This is a genomic window from Pseudomonas sp. SDO5522_S412, from assembly GCF_054071215.1.
Window position 1 is genome coordinate 1 of sequence record NZ_JBSVWQ010000208.1, and the last position, 9,857, is coordinate 9,857.

Here is a 9,857-nt window from a genome sequence, read left to right on the forward strand (position 1 = left end):
GCGTTTTGGTTACTTTTGCGCTTTTCAAAAGTGACCCGCTGTAAGAGCGGAACCATAAGCCGCCGTTACCTAAATAACGGATATGTACTCAACCCCAATCAAGAATAAGCCACCCGAGCAGCCCCAACCCCAAGCCCCTCCCGAAACGCCAGATAATGCTTCAACACCTGCACCGGCGCCTCAATCTGCGGGTAGTGCCCAATATTCGCCAGCAACACCGTATCCGCGTGCGGCACCAGCTCACGATAACGCTGAACCATATGCCCCCCGGAAATCGGATCAACCTCCCCATCGATCACCCGCAACGGCACCTCCCCCCGCTGCATGGCCGCCACCCATCGATCCCGCTGCCGCCGACGCTGAGGAATATACGCAATCAACTTGTGCAAAATCCGCGGCCCATCCTGGCTCTCGATCAAGCTCCAGAAATCATCCAGCGCACTCTCACTGGGCCGAGTCGCCGGCCCGAAAATCTGCCCAAAACTGTTAGCCAGGGCATTACGCCCAAACGCCCGCCCGATCATCCAACCCAATGGGCTCAGCAACAGCTTCTGCACCAACGCCGGACGATGCGTCTCCGGAAACAACCCACCGTTGAGAAACACACAACTGCCCATCCGAAACCGGCCTTCGTAATGCCGCGCCAACAACTCCTGCGCAACACTGTCACCGTAATCATGGGCCAGCACATGCACCGGCTGCTGCACCCAAAGATGCTCCAGCAACGCCTGTTGCAAGTCCGCCTGCTCCAGCAGGCAATAGGTGTGGTCCAGCGGCTTGGCCGAATCGCCAAACCCCAGCATGTCGCAGGCAATCACTTGATAGCGCTGGGCCAACGGCTGCCAGAGGTAATGCCAATCCCAACTGGCCGTGGGAAAACCATGGATCAGCAGCAACGGCTCGCCCTGCCCCGCCACCCAGTACCGAATGGTGCGGCCGCGAAACTCAAAGCCCTGGGCACGCTGGCGCCAGATGCGCAGCGGGATCTCGGCGAGTGGCATCAGCTTTTATACCCGGGGTCGAGTGCATCGAGTTTGCGCAGCAACGCCGGCCACGCCAGCGCGCCGCCCATGCCCTGAGCGCTTTTGGTGACCCCAGCGATCATCGCCCGGGCACCGGCCAATATCTGCGGCGCAATGCTGATCAGTTCAGCGCCACCGTTCTGCGCCATCACCTGGATATCGCAGGTGCGCTGGAAGATGAACATCATCAGGAACGTATCGGCGATGCTGCCGCCACAGGTCAGCAGACCGTGGTTGTGCAGCATCAGGAAATTGTTTTCGCCAAGGTCGGCCTGCAAACGGGCCTTTTCCTCGTGGTTCAGCGCCACACCTTCGTAGGCGTGATAGGCCAGGCTGGACAGCACAAACAGTGATTGCTGGCTGATGGGCAGCACGCCCTGCTTCTGCGCGGAGACGGCAATGCCGGAAGCGGTGTGGGTGTGCAGCACGCAGACCACATCGTGCCGTACTTCGTGCACCGCACTGTGGATGGTGTAGCCCGCCGGGTTGACCTCGTAGGGACTGTCCATCAGTTTGTTGCCGGCCTGGTCGACCTTCACCAGGCTCGACGCGGTGATCTCGTGGAACATCAGCCCATAGGGGTTGATCAGGAAGTCTTCGGTGCCCGGCACCTTGGCCGAGATGTGGGTGAAAATCAGGTCGTCCCAACCATGCATCGCAACCAGGCGATAGCACGCGGCGAGGTCGACGCGGGCCTGCCATTCGGCCGCGCTGACCTGGTCTTTTACACTGTGTGTCGATTGAACAGTGGCTAGGCTCACGGCAATGACCTCCTTGGCGCGCTTATTATTGTTTTTTTGAGTGAAGAGGCAGTCTAGTCAGACCTCGAGGCCGCCGTAGTTGCATTGGCAGCCAGCTTGATGACCGAACGGGTCAGTCCTGAGGATAGTTCGATTTTGTTCTGCGCGTGTCAGAGAAGCGACGCCAATAAAGGTGCGGCGAACAGGTTGAGCAAGCCGGTCAGCACCATTACCAGGCCCGCCACGGAGCCTTCCTCACCGCCCACCTCATGAGCCCGGCTGACACCCGCGCCATGAGCGCCCACGCCAAACAATGCGCCACGGGCCAATGGCGTGCGCAACGGCAACCACTTGAGCAGTACGCCGCCGAGCATGGCGCCAAACACCCCGGTGAACATCACGAACACCGCCGTCAGTTCCGGCACGCCGCCCAGGTCGGAAGACACCGGCATCGCGAACGGGGTGGTGATCGAACGGGGCACCAACGACATCGTCACCGAGCTGTCGAGAGCGAGGGCCTTGGCCAGGCCATACGAAGTGGCGATGGACGCCGCGCTGCCCGCGACCATCCCCAGCAATAACGCTGACCAGTGGCGCATCAGCAATTGGCGCTGTTGCCAGATCGGAATCGCGAACGCCACGGTCACCGGGCCCAGCACCAGCATCAGCCAGTGGGTGTCGGTGGCGTATTCGGCATAGGCGGTTTTCATCGGCACGGCCACCGCCAGCAGCAGCGCCGGCACCAGAATCAGCGGCGACAGCAGGTAGCGCCCGGTGCGCCGGTAGATCCAGCGGCTGAAGCCGTAGGCACCGAGGGTCAGCGCCAGCCAGAACATCGGCATCAGCTCAAGCTTCATGGCGCAGCTTCCAGCGGCAGACGAATTCCACGGTAAACGCAGTCACCAGCATCACCGACAAGGTGCTGAAGCCGATCACCAACATGATCCGCCAGCCGTCGTGCTTTACCAGGCCGCCGTAGTCCAAAAGGCTCATCAAGGCAGGAATAAAGAACAGCAGCATCTCCGCCATCAGTACACCGGCGCCCAGTTGCAGGGCCGCCGGTTTTACCAGGCCGGTGGCGAAGGTCAGCAACAACAGGCCCAGGCCGATCACACCACCGGGAATAGGCCAGCTCAGCCAGGCGGCCAATTGGCAGCCCAGAAAATATATGGCCAGCAGCACAATCAGTTCAGTCAACAACCGACCGACGACTTTGAAGGTGAAACGTTTCATGAGCTTTGGGTCCTCGCAGGGCTCCCATTTTAAAGAGGCCCCTGGCATCCCCACAGCGAATTGTTAGACTGCAAGCTATTCCAAACTGGAATCATGTCGATGGAATTTAAACAACTGCGCAGTTTTGTCGAAGTGATCCACCGCGGCGGCTTTACCCAGGCCGGCAAAACCCTGCACATCAGCCAATCCGCCGTCAGCAAGCAGGTGGCACAACTGGAGCAAAGCCTGGGCACGCCGCTGCTGGATCGCCTGGGTTCGCAGATTCGCCTGACGGCTGCCGGACAAGTGGTGCTGCAGCAGGCGGAGGCCATGCTGCGCCAGCAAACCGAATTGCTCAGTGAGCTGGATGACTTGAATCAGTTGACCCGTGGCGAGTTGCGCATGGGCCTGCCGCAGTTGGGCGGCGACACGTTGTTCGCCGGGCTGTTTGCCGAATACCGCCGCCGTTATCCGAACGTCACCATCCAGTTGCTGGAAGGCGGCAGCCGCAATATCGAGCAGGCGATCTTGAGCGGAGAGCTGGAAGTGGGCGGCAGCCTGATGCCCAGCGACCCGGCATTCGCCTGGCAGGCATTCTGCGATGAACCGCTGGATGCCCTGCTGCCGATGGACCATCCATTGGCCGATAACGCGCAGATCCGCCTGGAGGAGTTGGCTGACACGCCGTTCCTGATGTACCAGCGCAGTTTTGTGTTGAACGACCGCCTGCTCCAGGCCTGTCAGCAACTGGGCTTTACCCCGAAAGAAAGCGGGCGCAGCGGCCAGGCGGATTTCCTCGCGGCCCTGGTGGCCGCCGGCCAAGGCGTGGTGTTGCTGCCCAGCGTAGTAGCCCGGGGCCTGGTGCGGCCCGGGGTGGTGCGCCTGACGCTCAAGGCGCCGGACTACCTGCGCTGGGACATTGCCTTTATCTGGCGTGAGGGCGCCTATCTGTCGAAAGCCGCCCAGGCCTGGCTGGCGTTATTGCGCGAGTTCCCGGTCAACCGCGCAGTGCAGTGACCAACTCGGCCAGCCACGGCTCGGCGTCGGCTTCCGGGGTCACGCTTTCGCTGGCGTCCAGGCGCAGCATCGGCAGCACTTCGTGCACGCCCAACTCGGCAAACAGCTCGCGCATTTGCTCGCCGCCGCCGCAGAACGTGTCGCCATAGCTGGCGTCGCCCAGGCCGATCACCGCGCCGGGCAAGCCTCGCCAGGCGGCCGGCAGTTGGTCGCGAATGGTCGAGTACAGCGGCTGCAGGTTGTCGGGCAGTTCGCCCATGCCAGTGGTGGACGTCACGGCCAGGAAGGCTTCCGGAGCAAAGCCCTGTACGTCGGCGAGGGTTGCCCGCGGGTTGTGCCAGGCGTCGAAGCCGGCCGCGTTGAGGATGCTTGCAGCATGACGGGCGACTTCTTCAGCCGTGCCGTACACCGAGCCGGAAAGGATGGCGACTTTCATCAATCTGATCCTGTAGCTGACTAAAAGCCTGGGATATTAACAGCTGGGGCCCATGGACAGGCTGCCGGCATGTCTTAAACTGCAAACTCCAACTACAAGCCATGGACCGCTCAATGATTAACGCCAAGCTGATGCAACTGGTGATCAACGCTTCCAACGACGGCATCGTTATCGCCGAGCGCGAAGGCAAGGACAAGCCACTGATTTATGTGAACCCGGCCTTCGAGCGCATGACTGGCTACACCCTCGACGAAATCCTCTATCAGGACTGCCGCTTCCTGCAATCGGGCGATCGTGACCAGCCGGGGCTGATGGCGATTCGCGAAGCCCTGGAGAGTGGCGGCGCCTGCCGGGAAATCCTGCGCAATTACCGCAAGGACGGCACGCATTTCTGGAACGAGCTGTCGTTATCGACGGTTTATAACCCGGTCGACAAGCAGACCTACTTTGTCGGTGTGCAGAAGGATGTGACCGTTCAGGTCAAGGCCCAGCAGCGTGTCGCGCAACTGGAAGCCCAGTTGGCTGACCTCAAGGCGGAGCTTGCGACACTCAAGGCGACGAGCGGATCTAACAAAAACTAGAAAACGCGGTCTTTAAAGAGATAATGGCGTTTTAATACCTTTTTCTTGAGCAAGATCAATGCAACGCGACGCGCTTTTGACGCAGGACGAGCTGGATTTTATTCAGACCATGCACCATAACCCGCAACTCAATGTGCGGGACGCGTCGTCGAGCCTGACGGTCAATGGCGGTGCGCAGATTCGAGATCTGCTCACCCGCCTGGCCGCCCATGACCATGTCACCCTCCAGGCCCAATTCGACAACCAGCAAATGACGTTTCCGCTGCAATTGGTGGAAGACGAGTTTCATGCCGTGCATCTGCGGCTGGGTGTACCGAGTATTTTCGAAGACGGGCCGATGATCCGCCCGTGGCGCCTGGCGCTCGAAGAGCCGGTACCTCTGGAAAACATCAAGGGCCAGCCCGGTGCGCTGTGGGTGCATGAGGTGTCATTCAAGGGATTGCTGGTGGAAATTCGCGGGCGGATCAAGGCGCCAAGAACCTTTTCGCTGTGGTTCAGTCCGTCCGGGTACGAGCGCATTTCGGTGCGGGGCACGCTGGAACGGGAAACTGCCCGAGGATTGTTCGCCTACCGCCTGAGCCAGAACGATGTGGATGAGACCGAGCGCCTGCGCCAGTTTATCCTGCAGCAACATCGCCTTTTTCACCCCGAAGTCCACGCCTGAAGTCAGGTATCCAGGTTACCGCGCAGAAACTGCTGCAAGCGGCGCTGCATCAATCGCCCTTCGTTACCCAGGCAGCCGACGGATGAACCCGCCAGTTGTTCCTGCGCCAACTCCGCCGCATCGCCGGCCAGCAACAGCGGGCAATCCAGGGTCAGGGCCAGCCGCTCAAGGCGCCGAGGCAAGCCATTGGCCGGCGAGTGATTGGAGAACACCACAAGGGCTTGTGGCCTGGTTTTTTCACAGACAAGGGTCAATTCATCCATCGGCTGGCCCACAGCCAGGACCTTGACCGCCAACTCGTCACCGCTCATCAACAGGCCTGCGACCAACAACTCCAGCTCTCGGCACTCCCCCGCAATGGCCGCCAGCAATACCCGCGGCGCCGCTGAGGCACAGCCTATCTGCAGGCGTTTCCAGGTTCGGCTGCGCAGAAATCCATCAAAAAACAGCCATTCACTGGTTTGGCCAAACAACCCCTGATGTCGCAACAGTTGCTGCCAGAGGGGCATCAGGATGTCCTGGAACACCACCGCGACCGGGTAGGCAGCGAAAATCTGGCCATACAACCGGTCCAGTTGCCGGTCGTCGAAGGCACCGACGGCCATTCGCAACTGCGCCTGCCATTGGGCCCACTCATGCTCTGCACCTGCCGGCGAAGCAGCCGCCGCTTCGACTTGATGATCGTCGCGGGCGAGGATCTTGCCGACCTTGCTCACCGCCACGCCACGCTCGATCCAGTCAAGAATGCGATGAACGGTCTCGATATCGGTGCGCGAATACAGGCGGTGCCCACTTTCGGTGCGAACCGGGTGGATCAGCCCGTAACGCCGTTCCCAGGCACGCAAGGTGACAGGGTTGATGCCTGTCAATCTCGCGACTTCGCGAATCGGAAACAGCTCATCGGAATCGGCAGGGTTGCCAAGGGCCATTTCGGGACGTGGAGCAGTCATTACAGACATCAGGGCATCAATATACTGTCAGGAACTTGGATCCCATTTAACGCCCATACAGCTGTCCGATTCAAGGTCTTCGACAAGCCGACCAATGTCGCTGGTGTATTTCTGCAAAACAGGAATAATCCTTGCCTGTTTTTTCAACGTGGCTGCTTACCCCGCAGCTTCGTTCGTGCGCCGCCTACCCGGCCCAGTGCACCTGATCCTTATGGAGATACACAATGTCTACCTCCCCCGTCACCCTGATGGTTGCGCGCCGCGTGGCCAAGGGTCGCTATGAAGAGTTGATGGCCTGGCTGCGCGAAGGCGAGCAATTGGCCACGGACTTCCCCGGTTACCTGGGTTCAGGCGTGCTTGCACCGCCGCCCAACGATGACGAGTTCCAGATTATTTTCCGCTTCGCCGACGAAAAAACCCTGCATGCGTGGGAGTTTTCCGCCTCCCGTGGCGCATGGCTCGGGCGTGGCAGTGAGCTGTTTGCTGCGCCGTCGGAGCATCGCGTACGCGGTATCGACGGCTGGTTTGGCGCCGCCGCCGCACGTCCGCCGCGCTGGAAGCAGGCCGTGGCCATCTGGCTGGCATTTTTCCCGGTGTCGCTGCTGTTCAACTTCGGCCTTGAGCCGCTGCTCAGCGAGTTGGGGTTGTTGAGCCGTGTGCTGGTCAGCACCCTCGCGCTCACGCCATTGATGGTTTACTTCTTTATCCCGTTGTCGACCCACCTGCTGGCCGGCTGGCTGCATCCGGCGCCAGCCCGGGTAAAGGCCACCGAAGCCGCTGCTTGAGTACAAGGGAGGCCGCTCGCTGGTATAGTTTTAGCCTGCCAGCGATTCGAGCCTCTCATGTCTTCAACACCCGCCCCGATCCTGATCACCGGTGCCGGCCAGCGCGTCGGCCTGCATTGCGCCCAGCGCCTGCTGGACGAAGGGCAGCCAGTGATTTTCAGCTACCGCAGCGAACGTCCCGGCGTGCAAGCCTTGCGCGAACGCGGTGCGATCGGTGTGTTTGCCGACTTCTCCAACGAGACCGGTATTCTCGCCTTCATCGACGAACTGAAGACGCACACCCAAAGCCTGCGGGCGATCATTCATAATGCCTCGGCCTGGGAAGCGGAAGCGCCCGGCGACGAGAGCCGCGCCTTTACCGACATGTTCAGCGTGCACATGCTTGCGCCGTACCTGATCAACCTGCATTGTGCTTACCTGCTGCAACGCTCCACGCCTGCGGATATCGTGCACATCAGCGATGACGTGACCCGCAAGGGCAGCCGCCAGCACATTGCCTACTGCGCCACCAAGGCCGGGCTCGACAGCCTGACCTTGTCGTTTGCCGCGCAGCTTGCACCGGATATCAAGGTGAACGGCATTGCCCCGGCAATGGTGATGTTCAACGAGGGCGACGACGCGGCCTACCGCGCCAAGGTCCTGGCCAAGGCGGCACTGGGCATCGAGCCCGGCCCCGAGGTGATTTACCAGAGCGTGCGCTACCTGCTGGATAACCCGTATGTCACCGGTACCACCCTGACCGTCAACGGCGGGCGGCATATCAAGTAAGCCGTTTGCGAGGATGTTGTATGACTTTGTCCCTGCCCCACCACTACCGCGAGATCCTCAAGGGCCTGGGTGAAGACCCCGAGCGCGAGGGTTTGCTCGACACGCCAAAGCGTGCCGCCAAGGCCATGCAGTACCTGTGTCACGGCTACGAGCAGAACCTGGAAGAAATCGTCAACGGTGCGCTGTTTTCCTCCGACAACGACGAGATGGTGATCCTCAAGGACATCGAGCTGTATTCGCTGTGCGAGCATCATCTGCTGCCCTTTATCGGCAAGGCCCATGTGGCCTATATTCCGACCGGCAAGGTGCTCGGCCTGTCGAAGCTGGCGCGTATCGTCGACATGTTCGCCCGTCGCCTGCAGATCCAGGAAAACCTCACGCGGGAAATTGCCGACGCCATCCAGACGGTGACCCAGGCCGCCGGCGTGGCGGTGGTGATCGAAGCCAGGCACATGTGCATGATGATGCGCGGTGTCGAAAAACAGAATTCAACCATGAACACCTCGGTGATGCTCGGCGCCTTCCGCGAGTCGAACACCACGCGCATGGAGTTCCTGCAACTGATTGGACGGAGCAAGTAGCAATGCCACAACTTCAGCCAGGCATGGCGCGCATCCGGGTCAAGGACCTGTGCCTGCGCACGTTTATCGGGATCAACGAGGATGAAATCCTCAACAAGCAGGATGTGTTGATCAACCTGACCATCCTGTATGCCGCCCAGGAAGCCGTGCGCGACAACGACATCGACCACGCGCTGAACTACCGCACCATCACCAAGGCGATCATCGCCCATGTGGAAGGCAACCGCTTTGCCCTGCTGGAGCGCCTGACCCAGGAGATCCTCGACCTGGTGATGAGCAATACATCGGTGCTGTACGCCGAAGTCGAAGTCGACAAACCCCATGCGTTGCGTTTTGCCGAATCGGTGTCGATCACCCTGGCGGCCAGTCGCTAACCCTTACCTTTGCAGTGAGCATCATGAACGATCAACAACGCCTCGAACTCGAAGCCGCCGCCTTCCGCCGGCTGGTGGCCCACCTGGACAGCCGCAAGGATGTGCAGAACATCGACCTGATGAACCTCTCGGGCTTCTGCCGCAACTGCTTGTCCAAGTGGTACAAGGCCGAGGCCGACGAGCGCCAGATCGAGCTGAGCCTCGATGACGCCCGTGAAGTGGTGTACGGCATGCCGTACGCCGAGTGGAAAGCCCAATATCAGCAAGAAGCCAGTGCCGAACAGCAAGCGGCATTCGCCAAAGGAAAAACTCATGACTGACCTGAACACTCTGCGCGCCAGCCTCAACAGTGGCGAACATGTTTTTGCCGATACCCTGGCCTTTGTGGCTGCGGGTTACGACTACCAGCCACAAGCGTTCACCAATGGCAGCGTGGAAAACGCCGCCGGGCAGAACGAAGGTTCGTGCAAGACCCTGGGCCTGGCGCTGCTGGAAGGCTTGAGCGACCAGGAAGCGCTGTTGGCGTTTGGCGAGCATTACCGTTCGGTGCTGGCCACGCCTGAAGGCAGTGACCATGGCAACATTCGTGCGCTGATCGAGCATGGGTTGGCGGGTGTGAAGTTTGCCGCACAGCCACTGACCCGCAAATCCTGAGTCAGACATAGATCAAAATGTGGGAGCGGGCTTGCTCGCGAAAGCAGAGTGTCAGTCAATACATCGGGTGACT

The 9,857-nt window shown here is 60.5% G+C and carries 15 protein-coding genes; 9 read left to right on the forward strand and 6 right to left on the reverse strand.

Features of this window, described 5'->3' with window-relative positions; translation table 11 throughout:
* Nucleotides 1-98: 98 nt before the first annotated feature.
* The 4 genes from ACW9I6_RS26635 to ACW9I6_RS26650 all read right to left on the reverse strand — a co-directional run bounded on the left by ACW9I6_RS26635 (nt 99) and on the right by ACW9I6_RS26650 (nt 2,995).
* The gene (locus ACW9I6_RS26635) at nt 99-1,001 is read right to left on the reverse strand and encodes an alpha/beta fold hydrolase (protein WP_457340028.1); all 903 of its coding nucleotides are present in this window, start codon (nt 999-1,001) and stop codon (nt 99-101) included.
* Nucleotides 1,001-1,783: a class II aldolase/adducin family protein gene (locus ACW9I6_RS26640; protein WP_003208491.1), complete on the reverse strand. Its 783-nt coding sequence runs from the start codon at nt 1,781-1,783 to the stop codon at nt 1,001-1,003. The genes ACW9I6_RS26635 and ACW9I6_RS26640 overlap by 1 nt, the downstream gene beginning before the upstream one ends.
* A 149-nt stretch (nt 1,784-1,932) precedes the next feature.
* Nucleotides 1,933-2,619 carry an LrgB family protein gene (locus ACW9I6_RS26645; protein WP_102368140.1) on the reverse strand — a complete coding sequence of 229 codons (687 nt, stop codon included), beginning with the start codon at nt 2,617-2,619 and terminating at the stop codon, nt 1,933-1,935.
* Nucleotides 2,609-2,995, reverse strand: coding sequence for a CidA/LrgA family protein (locus tag ACW9I6_RS26650; RefSeq protein ID WP_008432321.1), 387 nt, complete (start codon nt 2,993-2,995; stop codon nt 2,609-2,611). Before ACW9I6_RS26650 ends, ACW9I6_RS26645 begins: the two co-directional genes overlap by 11 nt.
* A 99-nt stretch (nt 2,996-3,094) precedes the next feature.
* On the opposite strand from ACW9I6_RS26650, the gene ACW9I6_RS26655 reads away from it, so the two are divergent.
* On the forward strand, nt 3,095-3,991 hold the full coding sequence (locus ACW9I6_RS26655) for a LysR family transcriptional regulator (protein WP_457340029.1): 897 nt from the start codon (nt 3,095-3,097) through the stop codon (nt 3,989-3,991).
* Here the strand turns inward: ACW9I6_RS26655 and ACW9I6_RS26660 are convergent.
* On the reverse strand, nt 3,972-4,427 hold the full coding sequence (locus ACW9I6_RS26660) for a flavodoxin (RefSeq protein WP_003208486.1): 456 nt from the start codon (nt 4,425-4,427) through the stop codon (nt 3,972-3,974). The genes ACW9I6_RS26655 and ACW9I6_RS26660 overlap by 20 nt on opposite strands.
* A 113-nt stretch (nt 4,428-4,540) precedes the next feature.
* On the opposite strand from ACW9I6_RS26660, the gene ACW9I6_RS26665 reads away from it, so the two are divergent.
* Entirely contained in the window at nt 4,541-5,008 is a 468-nt protein-coding gene (locus ACW9I6_RS26665) for a PAS domain-containing protein (protein WP_457340030.1), read from the forward strand.
* 58 nt (nt 5,009-5,066) lie between these two features.
* Complete coding sequence (locus ACW9I6_RS26670) at nt 5,067-5,672, forward strand: hypothetical protein (RefSeq protein WP_003208483.1); 606 nt, start codon at nt 5,067-5,069, stop codon at nt 5,670-5,672.
* 2 nt (nt 5,673-5,674) lie between these two features.
* On the opposite strand, the gene ACW9I6_RS26675 is transcribed toward ACW9I6_RS26670, so the two are convergent.
* On the reverse strand, nt 5,675-6,631 hold the full coding sequence (locus ACW9I6_RS26675; protein WP_457340031.1) for a MerR family transcriptional regulator: 957 nt from the start codon (nt 6,629-6,631) through the stop codon (nt 5,675-5,677).
* 215 nt (nt 6,632-6,846) lie between these two features.
* Between ACW9I6_RS26675 and ACW9I6_RS26680 the strand changes: the two genes are divergently transcribed.
* From ACW9I6_RS26680 to ACW9I6_RS26705, 6 genes are read left to right on the forward strand one after another with little or no spacing between them, the layout of a single operon-like run.
* A complete protein-coding gene (locus ACW9I6_RS26680; RefSeq protein ID WP_008432309.1) occupies nt 6,847-7,407 on the forward strand; it encodes an antibiotic biosynthesis monooxygenase in 561 nt (186 codons plus the stop codon).
* A 57-nt stretch (nt 7,408-7,464) separates the two neighbouring features.
* Complete coding sequence (gene folM / locus ACW9I6_RS26685) at nt 7,465-8,175, forward strand: dihydromonapterin reductase (RefSeq protein ID WP_008432306.1); 711 nt, start codon at nt 7,465-7,467, stop codon at nt 8,173-8,175.
* A gap of 20 nt (nt 8,176-8,195) precedes the next feature.
* On the forward strand, nt 8,196-8,756 hold the full coding sequence (gene folE, locus ACW9I6_RS26690) for a GTP cyclohydrolase I FolE (protein ID WP_003208476.1): 561 nt from the start codon (nt 8,196-8,198) through the stop codon (nt 8,754-8,756).
* Between the two features lie 2 nt (nt 8,757-8,758).
* A complete protein-coding gene (gene folX, locus ACW9I6_RS26695) occupies nt 8,759-9,130 on the forward strand; it encodes a dihydroneopterin triphosphate 2'-epimerase (RefSeq protein ID WP_003208474.1) in 372 nt (123 codons plus the stop codon).
* 23 nt (nt 9,131-9,153) lie between these two features.
* Nucleotides 9,154-9,450, forward strand: a complete 297-nt coding sequence (locus ACW9I6_RS26700; protein WP_008432302.1) for a DUF1244 domain-containing protein — start codon at nt 9,154-9,156, stop codon at nt 9,448-9,450.
* Nucleotides 9,443-9,784: a HopJ type III effector protein gene (locus ACW9I6_RS26705; protein WP_008432300.1), complete on the forward strand. Its 342-nt coding sequence runs from the start codon at nt 9,443-9,445 to the stop codon at nt 9,782-9,784. Before ACW9I6_RS26700 ends, ACW9I6_RS26705 begins: the two co-directional genes overlap by 8 nt.
* Nucleotides 9,785-9,857: the final 73 nt, after the last annotated feature.

Coding starts and splice junctions, on each gene's coding strand:
- ACW9I6_RS26635 (WP_457340028.1), bottom strand. CDS start 1,001: ATGCCACTCGCCGAGATCCCGCTGCGCATCTGGCGCCAGCGTGCCCAG.
- ACW9I6_RS26645 (WP_102368140.1), bottom strand. CDS start 2,619: ATGAAGCTTGAGCTGATGCCGATGTTCTGGCTGGCGCTGACCCTCGGT.
- ACW9I6_RS26650 (WP_008432321.1), bottom strand. CDS start 2,995: ATGAAACGTTTCACCTTCAAAGTCGTCGGTCGGTTGTTGACTGAACTG.
- ACW9I6_RS26655 (WP_457340029.1), top strand. CDS start 3,095: ATGGAATTTAAACAACTGCGCAGTTTTGTCGAAGTGATCCACCGCGGC.
- ACW9I6_RS26660 (WP_003208486.1), bottom strand. CDS start 4,427: ATGAAAGTCGCCATCCTTTCCGGCTCGGTGTACGGCACGGCTGAAGAA.
- ACW9I6_RS26665 (WP_457340030.1), top strand. CDS start 4,541: ATGATTAACGCCAAGCTGATGCAACTGGTGATCAACGCTTCCAACGAC.
- ACW9I6_RS26670 (WP_003208483.1), top strand. CDS start 5,067: ATGCAACGCGACGCGCTTTTGACGCAGGACGAGCTGGATTTTATTCAG.
- ACW9I6_RS26675 (WP_457340031.1), bottom strand. CDS start 6,631: ATGTCTGTAATGACTGCTCCACGTCCCGAAATGGCCCTTGGCAACCCT.
- ACW9I6_RS26680 (WP_008432309.1), top strand. CDS start 6,847: ATGTCTACCTCCCCCGTCACCCTGATGGTTGCGCGCCGCGTGGCCAAG.
- folM (WP_008432306.1), top strand. CDS start 7,465: ATGTCTTCAACACCCGCCCCGATCCTGATCACCGGTGCCGGCCAGCGC.
- folE (WP_003208476.1), top strand. CDS start 8,196: ATGACTTTGTCCCTGCCCCACCACTACCGCGAGATCCTCAAGGGCCTG.
- folX (WP_003208474.1), top strand. CDS start 8,759: ATGCCACAACTTCAGCCAGGCATGGCGCGCATCCGGGTCAAGGACCTG.
- ACW9I6_RS26700 (WP_008432302.1), top strand. CDS start 9,154: ATGAACGATCAACAACGCCTCGAACTCGAAGCCGCCGCCTTCCGCCGG.
- ACW9I6_RS26705 (WP_008432300.1), top strand. CDS start 9,443: ATGACTGACCTGAACACTCTGCGCGCCAGCCTCAACAGTGGCGAACAT.